The 17,851-nt window shown below is 51.0% G+C and carries 13 protein-coding genes; 6 read left to right on the top strand and 7 right to left on the bottom strand.

The window, feature by feature from the left end:
- Window positions 1–152 precede the first annotated feature (152 nt).
- The 7 genes from AACU55_RS07025 to AACU55_RS06995 form a co-directional block, all read right to left on the bottom strand.
- The gene (locus AACU55_RS07025; RefSeq protein WP_134705296.1) at window positions 153–1,412 is read right to left on the bottom strand and encodes an aspartate aminotransferase family protein; all 1,260 of its coding nucleotides are present in this window, start codon (window positions 1,410–1,412) and stop codon (window positions 153–155) included.
- An 11-nt stretch (window positions 1,413–1,423) separates the two neighbouring features.
- The gene (locus AACU55_RS07020; RefSeq protein WP_119262365.1) at window positions 1,424–2,473 is read right to left on the bottom strand and encodes a phosphotransferase; all 1,050 of its coding nucleotides are present in this window, start codon (window positions 2,471–2,473) and stop codon (window positions 1,424–1,426) included.
- Window positions 2,466–3,209, bottom strand: a complete 744-nt coding sequence (locus tag AACU55_RS07015) for an SDR family NAD(P)-dependent oxidoreductase (RefSeq protein ID WP_014416620.1) — start codon at window positions 3,207–3,209, stop codon at window positions 2,466–2,468. Before AACU55_RS07015 ends, AACU55_RS07020 begins: the two co-directional genes overlap by 8 nt.
- Before the next feature lie 88 nt (window positions 3,210–3,297).
- Window positions 3,298–4,125, bottom strand: a complete 828-nt coding sequence (locus tag AACU55_RS07010) for an ABC transporter permease (protein WP_037033206.1) — start codon at window positions 4,123–4,125, stop codon at window positions 3,298–3,300.
- Between the two features lie 23 nt (window positions 4,126–4,148).
- Window positions 4,149–5,414: an ABC transporter permease gene (locus tag AACU55_RS07005; RefSeq protein WP_037032715.1), complete on the bottom strand. Its 1,266-nt coding sequence runs from the start codon at window positions 5,412–5,414 to the stop codon at window positions 4,149–4,151.
- A gap of 170 nt (window positions 5,415–5,584) precedes the next feature.
- Complete coding sequence (locus AACU55_RS07000) at window positions 5,585–6,613, bottom strand: ABC transporter substrate-binding protein (protein ID WP_037032714.1); 1,029 nt, start codon at window positions 6,611–6,613, stop codon at window positions 5,585–5,587.
- Between the two features lie 277 nt (window positions 6,614–6,890).
- The gene (locus tag AACU55_RS06995) at window positions 6,891–8,159 is read right to left on the bottom strand and encodes a 4-aminobutyrate--2-oxoglutarate transaminase (protein WP_013577997.1); all 1,269 of its coding nucleotides are present in this window, start codon (window positions 8,157–8,159) and stop codon (window positions 6,891–6,893) included.
- 146 nt (window positions 8,160–8,305) lie between these two features.
- On the opposite strand from AACU55_RS06995, the gene pdxR reads away from it, so the two are divergent.
- From pdxR to AACU55_RS06965, 6 genes are all read left to right on the top strand, one after another.
- Complete coding sequence (gene pdxR, locus AACU55_RS06990; RefSeq protein WP_037032712.1) at window positions 8,306–9,862, top strand: MocR-like pyridoxine biosynthesis transcription factor PdxR; 1,557 nt, start codon at window positions 8,306–8,308, stop codon at window positions 9,860–9,862.
- A gap of 251 nt (window positions 9,863–10,113) precedes the next feature.
- Window positions 10,114–11,199, top strand: coding sequence for an ABC transporter ATP-binding protein (locus AACU55_RS06985; RefSeq protein WP_134705457.1), 1,086 nt, complete (start codon window positions 10,114–10,116; stop codon window positions 11,197–11,199).
- A gap of 1,418 nt (window positions 11,200–12,617) precedes the next feature.
- Complete coding sequence (parA, locus tag AACU55_RS06980) at window positions 12,618–13,244, top strand: ParA family partition ATPase (protein ID WP_013577994.1); 627 nt, start codon at window positions 12,618–12,620, stop codon at window positions 13,242–13,244.
- Window positions 13,241–13,450: a plasmid partition protein ParG gene (locus tag AACU55_RS06975; protein ID WP_013577993.1), complete on the top strand. Its 210-nt coding sequence runs from the start codon at window positions 13,241–13,243 to the stop codon at window positions 13,448–13,450. The genes parA and AACU55_RS06975 overlap by 4 nt, the downstream gene beginning before the upstream one ends.
- A gap of 1,375 nt (window positions 13,451–14,825) precedes the next feature.
- Window positions 14,826–15,812 carry a replication initiation protein gene (locus AACU55_RS06970; protein WP_134705295.1) on the top strand — a complete coding sequence of 329 codons (987 nt, stop codon included), beginning with the start codon at window positions 14,826–14,828 and terminating at the stop codon, window positions 15,810–15,812.
- A 391-nt stretch (window positions 15,813–16,203) separates the two neighbouring features.
- On the top strand, window positions 16,204–17,823 hold the full coding sequence (locus tag AACU55_RS06965) for an ABC transporter substrate-binding protein (RefSeq protein ID WP_234300479.1): 1,620 nt from the start codon (window positions 16,204–16,206) through the stop codon (window positions 17,821–17,823).
- The last annotated feature ends 28 nt before the right edge of the window (window positions 17,824–17,851 follow it).

Here is a 17,851-nt window from a genome sequence, read left to right as displayed (position 1 = left end):
ACTCTGTTTTTGTTATGAATTGACTAAGATTTTTAAATCGCCACATTCAAGACCCTACATTCAGTACCTCATCAGCTAAAGGCGCATACATTACGCGGATAGCCGATGTTCCAGAATTCTATAGCACATTCGGTTTCGCAAATGTGCGTTCCTTATCCCGGCATCTCCGCCAGCACGCTTGCCAGTGTTTGCAGCAACAGCGTCGCGTGTTCCGGCTGGAAGACCAGCGGCGGGCGAATTTTCAGGACGTTCGCCGCCGGTCCCGTAGCACTAATCAAAACCTGTTTCTGGCGCATTTCATTGACGATAAATGCCGCCAGTTCCAGCGCAGGCGTATTGCGCTGATCGCTCACCAGTTCCACACCGATAAACAAACCGTCGCCGCGCACATCGCCGATGACCGGATAACGTTGCGCCAGCTTTTGTAGCCCTTCACGCAAGATTGCGCCGGTCATCTGCGCATTCTGCTGCAACTCTTCACGACGTAAAATCTGTAAAACGGCATGCGCGGCGCGGCAGGAAACCGGGTTACCGCCGAAAGTATTGAAATAGCGCTGACGGCGGCCAAATTCCGCAAACAGTTCCGGTCTGCCGACCAGCCCGGCGACCGGATGACCGTTACCCATCGGTTTGCCCAGACTGACCAGGTCAGGCGTCACGCCGTAGCGGGCGAACCCCCAGCGCTGGCTGCCAGTACGGCCAAAACCGGGCTGCACTTCGTCTGCGATAAATAATCCACCTGCCGCACGCACCAGCCCGACGGCGCGCTGCATGTCCAGCGGGTCCGGGCTGAATACACCATCACTGGAGAAAATCGTGTCCACTAACAGCGCCGCCGGTTTCATGCCCGCGTGTTTCATTTCTTCCAGCGCGCGCTCCACGCCCGCAGAGAATACGCCGGGATGGCGGAACGTGTCCGGCGCATCAGTCAGCCAGACATTTTTGCCTTGCTCAAACCCGTCACCAAGCGAGGGGGAAAGTTCTGCCAGCGCGCTGGTCACACCGTGATACGCCCAGCGCGTCACAATAACGCCCTGCCCGCCGGTAATTTGTCGTGCGACACGCAGCGCCAGATCGTTGGCTTCGCTGCCGGTGCAGGTCATGGTCAGGTTGCGCAACTCTGGAGGAAACTCGGTCAGGAAATCTTCAGCAAATTCGACAATCGCATCATTCAGATAACGCGTGTGTGTATTGAGTTGCGCAGCCTGCGTGGTGATGGCTTCAACCACCGCCGGATGGCAATGACCGACAGACGCAACATTATTGTAAGCATCCAGATAGCGCCGTCCTTCGCTGTCATATAACCAGACGCCTTCGCCGCGCACCACATGCAGCGGTTCCTGATAAAACAGCCGGTAACCGCCGCCAAGAAATTGCTGACGACCTTCTAAAACCTGTTTCGGAGTGAGCATATAACGGCCTCTTATTTCTGTTCAAACGCGCATGACTGACGAAATATCAGGTCAGTCTGCGAAAACGGCAGCGCCATCAGACGCGATAAACTTCCCCATGCATGCACCTGATTACGCAAAATATAATCACGGTTTTGCGGATACAGCACCGCACGATGCTGGGCAATCAGCAGACTCAGCGCCAGCCGAGACGCCACCAGTTCCGGTAAAACATCCAGCTCGGCACCGGTGAGTTGCAAACGCGCGGTATACGCAGCAATCATCGGACGGCAATAAAGGAAAAGATCGTCGCCGTCGCTGTCGAGCTGATAAGCCAGGGCGGTAGCCAGTTCGTTAATCAGGGGCGCGTGAAGGGCGTCACCGAAATCAATAATGCCCGCGAGACGCTGCGGATCAGCGCTGTTTACCAGAACGTTATGGGCATTCAGGTCATTGTGGATCACTTGTCTGCGCAACCGCTGGCTGGCCGGAACCACTTTTTGCCGGTGGGTTTCCAGCACGCGGGTAATAGTGCGGCGCTGCTCAGGGTCAGTGAGCTGCGTTAACCAACCCTCGAGGCGTGACATGTCGCTGATGTCCCACAGCAGATCACGCTGTGCGCCGGGATGGTTAAAATCGCTCAGCGCGATATCCAGCCGTGCCAGCGTGTCGCCAATTTCCCGCATCAGCACCGCTGAACGCGACACCTGATATTGCGCGATACCGGGCAGATAACTGACAGCACGCAGCGTCAGCATTTGTCCGTCAACCGTCACCTGCGGCGTAAGTTCACCGTGGCGACTTTCCTGCAACCGTGGCACCGGCAACTGGCTGTCGCGTATCGCCAGATGGCTGAGAATGGCGGTCTGGAAAGCCACTTCTGCGGGCACTTCCGCCGGATTAACAAACCGCAACATGTAAGCGTGACCAGGCCCCGTGGTCAGGCAAAAATTGCTGTCGCGTTCGCCGCCCAGCACCTCCGCTTTGCCTTCCAGCCCGTAAACCTGCGCAGCAATATTTTCGGCCTGCGACCTGCTGACACGCGGTACCTCCGTGGTGAGCAATGACGGCGCTTCAGACATGCTGACCGCCGTTCACATGTATTTCGGCGCCGTTCACGTAAGAAGCGCCCGATGTGCACAGAAAATGGATCAGTGAAGCGACTTCTTCAGCCTTACCCAGTCGCTGCAACGGCACGCTGCGCTCGACAATTTCCTGCGTGCCCGGCGAGAGGATCGCGGTATCAATTTCCCCCGGCGCAATGGCATTTACCCGTATACCGTGCGGGCCGAATTCGTGTGCCATTTCGCGGGTCAGCGTCGAGAGCGCCGCTTTAGAACAGGCATAGGCCACACCGGCAAACGGATGCACTTTGCTGCCCGCAATCGAGGTTACGTTTATAATGCTGCCCTGTGCAGTTTTCAGTTCATCAAATAATCCGGTTGCCAGAATGGCGGTTGAAAACAGGTTGACGTTAAACACCTGCAACCAGGTGGCGTAATCACTGTCGAGCACACCGAGACGGCCACCGGTGGGGGTTTTCGGTGAAATACCCGCGTTATCGACCAGCGCATCCAGCCGCCCGCCGAGGCGTTCTTTGATCATCGGCAGGGCTTTCTGCACGCTGTCGATGTCTTCCAGATCCAGGTGAATATGATTGAGAAACCCCTCTGCCCACGGACATTCATCCACCCAGTTCTGCCGCGATGCGGTGAAAATCCGCCACCCCGCAGCATAGAAATGTTTGACCGTCGCGTGACCAATGCCACGGCTTGCGCCGGTCAGCAAAAGCGTTTTTTTCTGAGTTGTGTCAGTCATGAGAAATGGCTCCCGTTACTTTTGATATTTGATGCATCAGGAATAATCAAAAAAAGAGGACCTGTAAAGTCCTCTGATGAATTTAACGTCAGTGTGTTGCCGGCGAATGACGCAAACGTTCGCCACGGCGGCGCAGCAGTTCCATCACCAGCAGCAAAATCAGCGATGCGCCGACCATCAGCGACGCCGCCGCCGCAATGGTCGGGTCGAGGTTTTCACGAATACCGGCAAACATCTGGATAGGCAGCGTGCGCTGACGCGGGCTGGCAAGAAATAACGTCACCACCACTTCGTCGAATGACGCCGCAAACGCAAACAGCGCCCCGGAGAAAACACCCGGCGCAATCAGCGGCAGCGTAACTTTACGGAATACGGTCCACGGCGACGCGCCGAGGCTGGCGGCGGCGCGGGATAAATTGCGGTCGTAATTTTTGAGTATCGCCACTACCGTGATCACCACAAACGGCACGCCAAGTAATGCATGTGCCAGCACCAGCCCGAGATAACTGTTGAGCAGCGATACGCGGGCAAAGAAGAAGAACATGCCAACGGCGATAATCACTACCGGCGCGATCATCGGCGAAATCAGAATGGCCATCACCAGTGATTTACCGCGAAATTCACCGCGCACCAGCCCGACCGCAGCCAGAACGCCGAGAAGGGTGGCGAGCAAAGTCGCCAGTGGCGCAATCAGCAGGCTGTTACCCAGTGAACTCAGCCATTCATTGGAATGGAAAAACGTCTGATACCAGCGCAGCGAAAACCCTGTCAGCGGATAGCTGAGAAACGAACCGGCGTTAAATGACAGCGGCACGATGATCAGCACCGGCACAATCAGAAACAGCAGGACCGCCGCACTGTAGAAATTAAAACACCAGCGCCATAACCGCAGGATTAACGCCCCTTTTTGTCTCATTGCGTGTTTCATCTTCGGGCTCCTTAATGCGCTGCAATTTCAGCTTTGGTACGCGTAACGCGGATGTAAACGATGTACAGCAGCACCACAATCACCAGCAACTGACTGCCCAGCGCTGCGGCCATGCCCCAGTTCATGGTCGTATTGGTAAAGAACGCCACGAAGTAACTGACCATCTGATCGCCCGGACCGCCCAGCAACGCAGGCGTGATGTAGTAACCAATCGCCATCATAAACACCAGCAATGCACCGGCAGTGACACCCGCGTAAGTTTGCGGCACGTATACCCGCCAGAAAGCGGAGAAAGGATGCGCACCCAATGAAATCGCGGCGCGAACATAATTAGGCGAAATGCCTTTCATCACCGCATATAAAGGAAGGACGATAAACGGCAGCATGATGTGCGTCATCGAGATATAAACGCCGAGGCGGTTGAACACCATCACCAGCGGGTGATCGATAATGCCGGTGGAAAGTAACGCCCGGTTAATCAGGCCGCCCGATTGCAACAGCACAATCCAGCTGGCCGTGCGGACAATCAACGACGTCCAGAACGGCAGTAACACCAGAATCATCAGCAAATTCGCGCGTCCGGAAGGCTGTTTTGCCAGCCAGTACGCCAGCGGATAACCCAGCACAACGCAGCAAATCGTCACCACCAGCGCCATCCACAATGTGCGCAGCAGCACGTTGACGTACAGCGCCTGATCCGGTGGCAGTGCGACAATTTTGCCAGTATCCACGTCTACCTTCCGGTCGAACGCCGACAATAAATAGAGAGAAGTCACCGGACCCGAAGCACGTTGCAGCGTCTGCCAGGTGCTGAGTTCACCCCACAGCGGCATGCTCTGGATTAACGGTTCACGGATCGCGCCCCCTCCCGCGGGTACTTGACGTAATGTGCCAGTGATCAGGCTGCGGTAACGGTTATCTTCGTAGCTTAAACGCTTGGCAATGGTTGCCATCTGACCGCTGCTGCGGGCATGACGCAAATCAGTGACCAGTGCAGTAAACGTTGCTTCATCCGGCACGGTTTTGCCGTCCCAGTGTGCAAGCTGCGCCACAGTTTCCGGCAGGGTTGCGCCCAGTTCCGGATTAGTCACACTCTTGCCCAGAATGGACGCAATCGGGAACAGAAAACTGACAATAACAAACAGCAACAGCGGCGCGATCAGCAATAAAGAACGACGCGTATACGCCGCTTCCACTTTACGCAGACGCTGACGCAATGTTGGCCCTTCTGCTGATCCCTCCGTCACCGGTGTGGTCAACATTTCGGTTTGACTCATGTTTTTCTCCCGCTGCGAGGTTTTTATGCTTTTATCGGGCTCACAGCCCAAAACCATTCGAGTTGCAGCAAGGCGGCGAACGAGACGGATCCCCGGGAGCATACTTGAGTATGTGACCGGGGTTCACGAGTGAAGCCAGCGCAGGTGCAGCTTGAAGGATGAAGGGCCGACTACTTAGAAGACCAGGCGTTGAACCGTTGCTCGAGATCTTCACCATGCTCAATCCAGAAGTTAGTATCTACCTGCAAAGCGCCTGCCAGGTTTTTCTCAGCGGTTGGCAGATTCTGAGCATATTTCGCGTCTATCATGCCGGTGACCGACTTCTCGGTCGGGCCGTAGGGGATGGTTTCGGCAAAGACTTTCTGGTTTTCAGGTTTGTTGGCGAAGGCTATAAACTGTTCGGCCAGATCTTTGTGTTTGGAACCTTTGACAATGGCCCAGCTGTCGAGGTCGTAGAGACTGTTGTCCCAGACCATTTTGAAATCGTGGCCTTCACCTTGCGCGGCGCTGACGCGGCCATTATACGCAGAGGTCATGACCACATCGCCGGACACCAGCCATTGCAACGGCTGTGCACCGGATTCCCACCACTGAATGTTCGGTTTGATCTGATCAAGTTTTTTGAAAGCACGTTCAACGCCCGCAGGGGTTGCCAGGACTTTGTAAATATCTTCACGTTTCACACCGTCTGCCAGTAAGGCGATTTCCAGCGTGAATTTGGCGCTCTTGCGCAGTGCGCGTTTGCCCGGAAAATCTTTCACGTCCCAGAAGTCGGCCCAGCTGGTTGGCGCTTTTTTCAGTTTACTGGCGTCATAAGTCAGCACGGTTGACCACAGGAAGATGCCCGCACCACATTCGGTGACCGCGCCCGGCACGTACTGCGTTTTGTCGCCCAGCTTGTTCCAGTCCAGCGGTTCGAACAGCCCTTCATCACAGCCGCGGATAAGCTCCGGGCTTTCCACTTCCACGACGTCCCAGCCAACCTGTTTGGTTTCAACCATGGCACGGATGCGCGCCATTTCGCCATTGTATTCTCCTGGCTCAATCGTGCCTTTTCCTGCTGCCGCAAAAGGTTTGTAAAATGCTTTGTCCTGGGCGTCCTTATTCAGGCCACCAAAAGAAATCACGGTCAGGGATTCCGCCTGAGCCTGAAACACCAACCCTGCAAGAAGCGTGGTAAGGGCTATTTTCTTGAACATGCTGTGACTCCTGGGTTAACGAAAAAGTAAGGAAAAACGCTAAGAGAACGGCACTGTTAAAAATATGATGCATCATATTTTATAATAAAGCATAAACCATGCCATTCCGGTTGAGTCCATCCGCCACGCACAGAACGGCGGGCGGACAGGGATTGAAGAGGCGTTATGTGATTTTTTTATGCCTCATGACACTCAGTTTCTTATTATTGGCACTGCTTTCGTGCATCTGTGCACTCTGTCTGAACGGCTAATCACTCAGCCCGATGCACAGGTTTCCTCAGTCAGCCAGCACACGGGACAAAATTGCCAGGGCTTCTTTAAACTGCACATCAGGAATGGTCAGCGGATACAGAAAACGGATCACGTTGCCATGCACACCGCAACTGAGCATCAGCAATCCGGCGTCCAGCGCTTTGCGCAGATACTGTTTGGTCAGTTCAGAAGAAGGTTTTCCGGTCACCGGATCGTTAAATTCGGCCGCCACCATTGAACCACGCGCACGGACATCCACCAGTGCCGCACAATTCGCTTTGGCTTTCCCGAGCACTTCAGTCAGCTCTGCACCCAGACGATTTGCGCGCTCGCACAATTTTTCTTCTTCGATGATATCCAGCACTGCCAGCGCAGAGGCCACGGCCAGCGGATTACCCGCGTAAGTACCGCCAAGGCCGCCCGGCTCCGGTGCGTCCATCAGCCCGGCGCGCCCGGTTACGCCCGAGATCGGCAAACCGCCGCCGAGGCTTTTCGCCATCGTGACGATGTCCGGTTTGGCATCGGGATAGTATTCTGACGCGAACATTTTACCGGTACGCGCAAAGCCACTCTGTACTTCGTCGGCAATCATCACGATGCCGTGACGGTCACAGATTTCGCGCAGCCCTTTCACAAAATCTTCCGGCGCGATATTGAAACCGCCCTCGCCTTGTACCGGCTCATACAGGATCGCAGCAATTTGCTGCGGCGCGATATCGCTGCGAAAAATACGTTCAATACTGTCGAGTGCCATTTCAGTGGTGACACCGTGAACGGCGTTGGGATATTGGGCGTGGAAGACCGAGGCCGGGAACGGCCCGAAGCCCACTTTGTAAGGCACTACTTTGCCGGTCAACGCCATAGTCAGCAGCGTGCGGCCATGAAATGCACCGGAGAAAGTGATGATGCCCGGGCGACCGGTGGCGGAGCGGGCAATTTTCACCGCGTTTTCGACAGCTTCCGCGCCGGTACTGAAGAAAGTGGTTTTCGCTTTGCCGCTCACCGGAGAAATCGCGTTGATGCGTTCAGCCAGATTCACAAAGCTGGCATAAGGCACAATCTGGTAGGAAGTGTGTGTGAACAGGTCAAGCTGGTTGCGGATGGCTTCAACGATTTTCGGGTGACGATGTCCGGTGTTCAAAACCGCAATCCCGGCAGTGAAATCGATGTATTCCCGCCCGTGCTCATCCCACAGCGTGGCATTTTCTGCTTTCGCCGCATAGAAATCACACATGACACCTACACCACGCGGCGTCGCTTCTTTACGGCGTTTTTCCAGTTCACTGTGACTCATCTTTCGCTCCTGCCTTCAGGTTGATGTTTTATAGATTGCCGGTTGCGAGATGAACAATTTGTCGAATTAGCAATCTGTACTTGTTTTTTATCCCGCCAGCGGCTCTATAATCCAGAACCAGTTTCATTTATTTTGAGGATCCACTTTTGCGCTCATTGCTTTCAGACCTCATTTTGCAACGTCTCACTGAGCTTTCAGATGCCCGGCCCGGCACGCTGAACAAGCGGGTTTATCAGGCATTACAACAGGCTATATTTGATGGCAGTATTGCGCCTGGCAGCCGCTTGCCCGCCTCAAGAGACCTTGCCAAAGAACTGGATATTTCGCGCAATACGGTGCTGGCTGCTTACGAGCAGTTACAGGCCGAAGGCTACATTCAGACCCGCACCGGAAGCGGAACCTTCGTTCCCGCAGATTTACCGAAAGACGGCGTGATCGCCGATAAAACGCCTCTGCGCTGCGCACCGGTTCGCAGCCACGTGTCACTTTCCAAGCGCGGTTCTCAACTGCTGACGCGTACCGGCGTTGCCTCGCATCAGTGGGGCGCGTTTATGCCTGGGGTTCCGGACGTCACAAAATTTCCGCATGACATCTGGCGTAAGTTGCAGAACCGTCTGAGCCGTCGTCTGCCCCCCGAATTCCTCACCTACTCCCGTCATGGTGGCTGCCCGCAACTGCAACATGCGCTGGCTGATTATTTGCGTATTGCGCGGTCTGTTGACTGCACGGCAGATCAGATCCTGATCACCGCCGGTACCCACCAGGCGCTGGATTTGCTGGCAAAAATGCTCTGCGACCCGGGCGATGTTGCCTGGATTGAGGAACCGAGCTACTGGGGAATCCGCAATGTGCTGACCATCAACGGCGTGGATATTCAGCCGGTGCCGGTGGATGAAAACGGGCTGAACCCGCCTGACAGCCCGCCACAGGACCGCGCACCTAAGCTGATATGCGTGACACCGTCACATCACTATCCGCTCGGTTCAGTGATGAGCCTGGCCCGACGACAAAAAATTCTTGCCATCGCCAGCCAGCAAGGTAGCTGGGTAGTGGAAGATGATTACGATAGCGAATTTCGCTATTCAGGCAGTCCGATCCCCGCGTTGCAGGGACTGAGCAGCGATGCGCCGGTGATTTACATCGGTACGTTCAGTAAGACATTGTATCCGGCAATGCGGATCAGTTATGTCGTCCTGCCGCGCCCGCTGGCCTCGCGCCTCAAAATTGCGCACTCCGAGTTGTACCGTGCCGGTAACGGACTGACGCAACTTACGCTTGCGGAATTTATTCGCGAAGGGCATTACGCCGCCCACATCCGCCGGATGCGATTGCTTTACGGCAGACGACGTAATGCCCTGATACGGCTTATCGGACAGGAACTCGGTCCGGAATTCCTGTGTGAAAACAGCAACGCCGGTTTGCATCTGATTTTGTCACTGCCTGATTCGATTGATGATGTGGCGCTGAGCGCAGAGCTGGAGCAGAAAAAAATTCTCACACGCCCGCTGTCGGCATATTACCTGCGCCCTGCCCCGCGGCGCGGGCTTTTGCTCGGTTACGGTTGCGTTCCTGAAGAAGAAATTGAAACGGCTTTCGGGCACATCGTGGAGTGTTTGCGACACAGGCTGCAAGCCGGTGGTGCAATCCCGGGGGCTGACCATAGGCTGCTAACCCTGCAAGGTGATTTGCCTGATCCTGCGTAAAACACAGATCTTACTGCTAGCAATAAACTCTTTTAAAATAAAAAATAACAATAAAATTCATAAGCCTGCGAGATTTCTCTCAGGCTTATTTTTTGTGTTATTTTGTCAGAAAATGCTTGTTAGCGTCAGAAGCGGATGGTAAAGATTTTTAATAACACCAGACAAACAATCCTTCTGAGGATGTTTTATGCACAAATTGTGCCGTATCGCGTCATCCCATTTTCGATAATTTCATTTGCGGAGTGCCTGTGATGAGAACGTATGTCAGCTTCAAAAATATCAAAAAGAGTTACGACGGGGACAAGCTGGTAGTCAAAAACCTCAATCTTGATGTGCACGAAGGAGAATTTCTGACACTGTTGGGCCCTTCCGGTTCCGGCAAAACCACCAGTCTGATGATGCTTGCAGGTTTTGAAACGCCTACGCAGGGTGAAATCTTACTGCGCGATAAACCTCTGCATAATTTGCCACCACATCAGCGTGATATCGGCATGGTGTTCCAGAACTATGCGCTTTTCCCTCACATGACCGTGGCGGAAAATCTGGCATTTCCACTGACCATTCGACGGCTTAATAAATCTGATATCAAAGAGAAAGTTGACCGCATTCTGGACATGGTCAAACTCAAATCTCTGGCTGACCGCTACCCTGCCCAAATGTCGGGCGGTCAGCAGCAACGTGTTGCGCTAGCCCGCGCGCTGGTGTTTGAACCTAAGCTGGTGCTGATGGACGAACCCCTTGGTGCGCTGGATAAACAATTGCGCGAACATATGCAGATGGAAATTAAGCAACTTCATAAAATGTTGGATCTGACGATTGTTTATGTGACGCATGACCAGAGCGAAGCAATGACGATGTCTGACCGTGTTGCGGTGTTCAATGATGGTGTGATCCAGCAGATGGACAGCCCGAATGTGATTTATGAAAAACCGGATAATGCATTCGTGGCTCAGTTCATCGGCGAGAATAACAGCCTGCTGGCCACCAACAATGCTGCCGAAGGCGACTATTACCGCGCATCACTCGATGACGGCACTCAACTGCGTGCAGTAAAAATTCGCCCAAGCTCGCCGGGCAAAAAGATTTTGCTCTCTATTCGCCCTGAGCGTATTCACGTAAATAATCCGCAACCCGGAATGGAACAGGTGAAGGCAAGAATTCAGCAATTCATTTATCTGGGTGATCACGTACGCATGATGACAGAAGTGGCCGGTCAGGATAATTTTATGGTTAAACTTTCTGCGGCTGCAATGAATCCAGGCTGGAAGCCAGGTTCCGAAGTGCTACTTTCCTGGCAACCTGAACATCTCCGGGCACTTGATGTTGTCACGCATTAATCACCTGATTGTGTGATTGTGTGATTGTGTGATTGTGTGATTGTGTGATTTTTGAATCCTAAGATTCTTTATCTTGGGATTCAATGATTACCAGATGTCAGGATTCACTATACCTATATTCTACTATTTCCTCATCTTGCACTCTCATAATCCTGAAATCCCTGCATCTTCAAATCCGGTGATTTGCTATTCCCACTATCTTTTAATCCCAATATCTCTGAATCATTTGTACAGGTGAATGACCAACCATAATCTCAGGATTGTATAATCTCAGCATAACCAGAATCACAGGATTCTATCGAGACACTAACCACATGGTATCCTGCAATCGAAGATCCACCGCAGAATCCTGTAATCATACAATCCTCAATAGGAATCTCAGGATTATGTAATCCTTTAATAGGATTCTGTAATCACAGAATCATAACATTAAATGAAATCACTATAATTGACGTAACTACATGTAAAACATCAACTAATCTTTGAATCCTGTAATCCTAAATGTGATGTTAATCCTGAAATCCTGTAATCACATAAGAATCCTGGCATTCCAGGATTCTCTCAATTGCATCTCATGATAGCCAGGCAGCAGAGTATTTAATTAATGTAATCCTGAAATCCTATAATCTTAATTAGGATTCTATTATCCTGTAATCATAGAATACCTGGAGGCTGGTACAGGATAATCTGAGCCCGTCTTTCATCCTAAGATAGCAGCCTTACAGGACTTAGAGATTCCAGGATTCAAAGATATTTAGCCGCTGGTTCATGATAATCACAGGATTCCAATACTTCCAGGATTAAGAGATTATGTCCGGTTGAATGAAATCCTGAGACTGGAAAAATCCTGTAATCAAACAATCCTGCCACTGCTGAAATCACGCAATCCGAAGATGTTGAGATGTTGAGATGTTGAGATGTTGAGATGTTGAGATGTTGAGATGTTATAGCAGGATGTTCATATGTCTGGCGTAAAACTGTATGCACTTAAGACATAAAAAATTCATAAACAATCATTGAATCCTGAAATCCTAAGATTTAAAAATCCTAAAATCCTGAGATGTACATTGATGACTCTGCTTATGCCCGACTTGCTTTGACATCACCACTGCGTTCTAACCCTAATCACTGAATCATATAATCACAGGCTTTAATCATCCTGGAATCACAAGATTGACTAGTCATTGGCTTCACGCATCATAATCTCATAATCTTGAGATTGCATAATCACAAGATATTATAATTCGATAATCCTAAAATATTGAAATCCCCGGATGCAAACTTTATAGTAGCAGCACAATCCTGTGATTCATGGATTTAAAAATCTCAGAATCCTATGATTACAAAGTTTATGAATCCTGAAATCTTATGATTTTAGAATCATGTTATCTTCACTGAACGCTTCATCAGAGGTTGTCATGGCAGCGAAAATTATTTCTTTCCTGAACGGGAAGGGCGGAGTAGGGAAAACCACGACGTCTATAAACATAGCAACCTGTCTTGCCCGGCAAGGGCACAAGGTCGTAATGGTGGATACCGACCCGCAGGGGAGTATCAGCAACTGGTATGACGAAAGCAAATGCCTGTTCGATCTTGCAGAAGCGGCTTCAGAAAAAGAAGTCTATACCGTCCGTAAGCAACTGAAAGAATACGATTACGTGGTAATCGATGGCGCTGCTGCAATATCAGCTATTTCTTCCGCGGCGGTGATGGTGAGTGACCTTGTACTCATCCCCGTGACACCGTCACCTTTAGATTTTGCTGCCTGTGGCGCTATTCTGGCCGTCGTGGAAGCTCGCGAAAACTTGCAGCCGGTGATTGCCCGTTTTCTTATCACCAAAAAAGTCGCGTCAGCTAAAATGCTTGAAGTGTTGAAAGAATCCATTGCCGATACCGGCGTTCCCGCATTGCGTACTGGTACGACCCAGCGCCAGGTTTACATCCGCACAATGATGGATGGCGGCACCGTTTTCGATACGACAGACGGAAACGCGAAAGGTGAAATTGAAATTATGACCAAAGAAATTACGGAGTTGCTGAAATGAAAATGAAACTTGGCCAGCACAGACAACTGACGACTGCACTGGAAGCGGTATCTAAACCACCCGCATCAGTGAAGAAATTGCAGACCAATATCGATGAAGAGCTACATCGCCGCTTTAAAACCAGTTGCTTCCTGCAAGATCGCGAAATGAAAGACGTCCTGACAGAGCTGATCGAAGCCTGGCTCATCACCAACGAACGGTCATAATGTGCTGATTACTGGCTGGATCGGGTCTCCCAAGGCCCGTTTCTGATGACATCTTGCCTGAGAACATTGCTCTGTCTACCTTCAACGCTAACTTATCCCTTCTTGAATTATCTACTCCGGGGTGATCAGATCCCAAGATCAAATAATGTTTTGTTTATTTTTTAAGTTTAGATCTTTCTCTTTAGAGACGGTTTTTACTATTTATTATCAATAGGTTACTACACGTATTGTGGAGGTATTTCCTGCTTCAGGTGGAGATCCTTCCTGTTGGATGTGGATCCTTTTCATGCCAAATGTAGAGTCTTTTTCTGTGGATAATTTCTTTACGGATCAATCTATTATCTATGTGGAATGATTTTCTGTGGATATCTCGGTTACCCGCCAGTCAACAGCCGCAGTAAGCTTAACACCTGCCTAACCGACTGTCACAACAGGCGTTTCTCATAAGTGGAAGGATTTCCTGATCCCAAAGCTAACATTAATATGTGGAACAATTTCCTGTGACAGCGTCACGTTATGTCACGTACTCCGATAACGGATCCCAAATACCTGCAGACAGGGCAGACCCATCCTCTTTGAGGCGGTCAGGGAAGCGGATATGTGGAAGCTTTTCCTGATCCTGAACCTCCCTATGTGGAAACATTATCTGATCCATTGAAAGCATCTTCTCATCGTTTCTGAATAATAATCGTTATAAATCAGTATATTAAAATTACTGTGACAACGTCACTTCTCTATATGTGGAATGTTTTCCTGATCAAAGATGATGATATTCACGATGCTTACCCGGTGAAAAACCACATTGCATGACTTTAGGTGGAGAAATTTCCTGATCCCGTCCCGGTCTGTATGTGGAAACATTTTCTGTGAGCGCCATCGGGTTTCTTATGTGGAGTAATTTCCTGCTGACGCGATCATTGCCTCTTAATGTGGAGACATTTTCTGATCCCCATGCTGGCTATACGTGGAAAGTTTTCCTGTGCATCAGCTCAGGGTGAGAAACCCTGGACCAGAACGAAGTGAGAAGGGGATCACAAAGGTAAATTTGATGGTTTTATGTGCATGGGCACTTCAAATGTGGAATGATTTTCTGATCGCGGTTAGGGTCTGATTGCGCATTGCTGATAAAATTCAGCGAAGGTTATCACCCGCATATGTGGAATAATTTCCTGTAAAAAAACCGACGATCCAACGTATTAGAAAAAGGATCCCTGGAAGCGCTGAAAACAATATGTGGAGATTTTTCCTGATCAGGTTTTTCGGATCCTTATTTAAAGTACTGATTTTAAGGGGATAAATAACCCTTGTTTTTACTTTACGTCGGTATTTTTTATGTGGAATAATTTACCTACTTTCCACTTATGGATCCTGCTACATGGAACTGAATAAACTCACCGTAGTTCAGGGGAATGATCTTCTTGAAGGCGCTTACAGCGTCACTCTGGATGAAATGCGCCTGCTAAATCTGGCGCTGGCACAAATTGATAGCAGGAAACCTCAGCCAGATACGCTTTATCGACTTTTCCCTCAGGACTATCAGCGGATCTACGGGGTAAACCCGACCAGCAGCCACCGCCAGTTGCGCGAAGCCGCTGAAAGCCTGATGAAAAAGCCGGTCACCATCTACAAACCGGACGTAAAAACCGGCAAGGTTCGCACTGTACAACTCTCCTGGTTTTCACGTCTTGAGTATGTGAGCAGCGACGATCACAGCGCAGTGGTTCTGCGATTCGGACAGGATGTTGCCCCGTATCTTTATGAACTTAAAGAATCTTTTACCAAATTGAATTTTGCTAATATCGCAAAACTTGATACGCCGTTCTCCGTAAGGCTGTATGGCTGGCTCATCAAAGCTAAGAACCTCTACGGGCGTCGCAGCGGTAAAGCCATAGAAGTGACACTGGATCTCAACTGGATGCGCGAGAAGGCCGGTTTGGCGGGCAAATACGAGGACTATCGTGACTTCCGTCAGAAACTCCTTGAGCCGACGATCAACCGGATCAACGCCAATACCGATATTTCGGTGGTCTGGGAGCCAGTAAAGCAGGGCAGAACCGTGGTATCCATCAAGTTTGCCTATGTGGATGAATCCGCGCCAGAAGCCAGCAAACCACTGCGCCCGCGCTTACCGCGACGTCCGCGAGCTGTTGCCGGATCGGCGCTTGAAGGCGAGTGGGCGCGCCGTTGCATCACGATCTTCGAAGAATATCTCGACAAGCTAAGCGCTTACGATGTGGATGAGAAGGCTACCTTGCCGGACCTGCGTAAGCTTTCTGGATGGTATAAGCTGATCGGCGACAAGAGTAAGCATAAAGCGATCCTGGCAGAAGTCAGTTCGCGTAGCAAAAAAGTCGCTGCCTGATTCCCCTGAAGCAGAAATAAAAATAAACGGCGTATCTTTCACGAGATACGCCGTTTTTCTTTTGTCCAAAATGCAAGTATTCACCGTACATATCCTTCTGAATAAGGCTTTTCGGGTTAGTAAGCGCTTACTGGGTGATATCAGGAAATCTTTCCACATTAGCCGTATTGGCGACTTTTTCTGCGTACTGTTTAAAAGCTATAAGCCATATTTTTTCGTTGTTAGACAAGGGTAAACGGCATCCTTACTCTTTGTCATGTTTTGTAAACCGTTTGCACACTTATGATGAGGATGTCTTTTGGCTACGTTATTACGCTCTGCATTCGCGCCAGCCGCACAACGCGCGCACCGTACTGCTTCTTTCAAAATCGCATTACTGGCCAGCGCCGTGATGCTGTCTTCTTTTGCATTCGCTGATGATGTATTAAAGGAAGGCATCACACCGGCAACAGATGCCAGCCAGGTTCCTGCGGCTGCAAAACTGCGCACTGATACAGTGATCGCCGGGATCTCCGAACCTCAGGGGATTTTTAACCCGTATTTCTTCGTCAACGGCTGGGATGAAAATGTCACTAACGTGATTTTCGCCCGTCTGATTGACTGGGACAGCCAGGGCAAACTGGTTCCCGGCTTGGCGCAAAGCTGGACCGTCAGCCCGGATGGCAAAACCTATACCATCAAACTACGTCCTGACCTGAAATTCAGTGACGGTTCACCACTGACTGCAGAAGACGTCGCGTTCACGCTGACGGTGTTGTATGACCCGAAATACGATGGTGATACCGATATCACGCTGGCGCACATTGCCGGTGGTGATGAATATAAGCAGGGCAAGGCGGACAGCATCAGTGGTCTGAAAGTGATTGACCCGTTGACGTTGCAGGTCACCACCACACAGCCGGGGGCTACCACGTTGCAAAAAATCGGCGGGCCGGTGCTGTCGAAAGCGTATTACGGCAAAGGCTATCAGCGGGGAAACCTTGATTACCTGCGCACGCTGCATGGCAAACCGTTGGGTAATGGCCCGTATGTGTACGATAAGTACATCCCGGGGCAGGAGATCCGTTTCCACGCCAACACCAATTATTATCGCGGCGTACCGCCGACTCCGCGCTTTATCTATCGCGTGACCAATCCGTCGACTAACTTCCAGTTATTCCAGACCGGCGATACTGATTACGATGCCTTCACTTCCCGACCGGATGACATCGAGCAACTGAAAATGCTCGGCTTTGCCAATATCAACCTGTATGGATCCAGCGATTACAGCAAAATTGAATTCAACGTTCATCGCCCTGCGTTGCAGGATGTGAAAGTGCGTCAGGCGCTGATCTACGGGCTGGATCGCCAGAAACTGATCGACGTGGTTTATCAGGGTTACGGCTCTGTGGCGATTGAGCCGATCGCGCCTATCTCCTGGGCGTACAACACTGATGGCGTGAATCCGTATAAATTCGATCCGGCGCAGGCCAATAAATTGCTGGATGAAGCAGGGTGGAAAGTTGGCGTTGATGGTATTCGTGTGAAAGACGGTAAACGTCTCGAACTGACGCTGCTGGTCAGCAAAAAAGTGCTGAACGATGCGCTGATCCCGATCGCAAAAGAAGACTATCAGAAAATTGGCGTATTGCTGAAACCGCAGGTTGTGGACTTCAACGCCCTGATGTCACAGCGTAAAGCGGGTAATTACGATCTGGCCTCGTTCAGCACCAGCACGCTTAACGATCCCCACGATGGCGTGTGGGATTATTACAGCACCGAGGCTACCGAATCCGGCTACAACAACCCTGAAGTCGATAAGCTGATCAACGAAGGGAACGCGACGCTGGATATCGAAAAGCGTAAGCCGATTTACCACGAGCTGTACAAAGTGCTGGCAAACGATCCGCCGGCGATCCTGCTCGGTAACCGCAAAATTCTTTCAGCCAGCAGCGCCCGCGTGACCGGTTTTAAACCGGACATCTACAACGGCCTGACCGGCAGTCTGCCGGATGTCAAAATTGTCAAATAATCAGAAATAACGCCGCTGCCGGGATCTT

The organism is Rahnella sp. CJA17(1/100), assembly GCF_963881615.1.
Classification (GTDB): domain Bacteria; phylum Pseudomonadota; class Gammaproteobacteria; order Enterobacterales; family Enterobacteriaceae; genus Rahnella; species Rahnella aceris.
This window is presented reverse-complemented; position numbering and strand designations above follow the sequence as displayed.

Bases quoted from the DNA above. Each gene is read 5' to 3' on its own strand.
- AACU55_RS07015 (WP_014416620.1), bottom strand. From the start codon at position 3,209: ATGACTGACACAACTCAGAAAAAAACGCTTTTGCTGACCGGCGCAAGC.
- AACU55_RS07025 (WP_134705296.1), bottom strand. From the start codon at position 1,412: ATGCTCACTCCGAAACAGGTTTTAGAAGGTCGTCAGCAATTTCTTGGC.
- AACU55_RS06970 (WP_134705295.1), top strand. From the start codon at position 14,826: ATGGAACTGAATAAACTCACCGTAGTTCAGGGGAATGATCTTCTTGAA.
- AACU55_RS07000 (WP_037032714.1), bottom strand. From the start codon at position 6,613: ATGTTCAAGAAAATAGCCCTTACCACGCTTCTTGCAGGGTTGGTGTTT.
- AACU55_RS06985 (WP_134705457.1), top strand. From the start codon at position 10,114: ATGAGAACGTATGTCAGCTTCAAAAATATCAAAAAGAGTTACGACGGG.
- AACU55_RS07005 (WP_037032715.1), bottom strand. From the start codon at position 5,414: ATGAGTCAAACCGAAATGTTGACCACACCGGTGACGGAGGGATCAGCA.
- parA (WP_013577994.1), top strand. From the start codon at position 12,618: ATGGCAGCGAAAATTATTTCTTTCCTGAACGGGAAGGGCGGAGTAGGG.
- AACU55_RS06975 (WP_013577993.1), top strand. From the start codon at position 13,241: ATGAAAATGAAACTTGGCCAGCACAGACAACTGACGACTGCACTGGAA.
- AACU55_RS07020 (WP_119262365.1), bottom strand. From the start codon at position 2,473: ATGTCTGAAGCGCCGTCATTGCTCACCACGGAGGTACCGCGTGTCAGC.
- AACU55_RS06965 (WP_234300479.1), top strand. From the start codon at position 16,204: ATGCTGTCTTCTTTTGCATTCGCTGATGATGTATTAAAGGAAGGCATC.
- AACU55_RS07010 (WP_037033206.1), bottom strand. From the start codon at position 4,125: ATGAGACAAAAAGGGGCGTTAATCCTGCGGTTATGGCGCTGGTGTTTT.
- AACU55_RS06995 (WP_013577997.1), bottom strand. From the start codon at position 8,159: ATGAGTCACAGTGAACTGGAAAAACGCCGTAAAGAAGCGACGCCGCGT.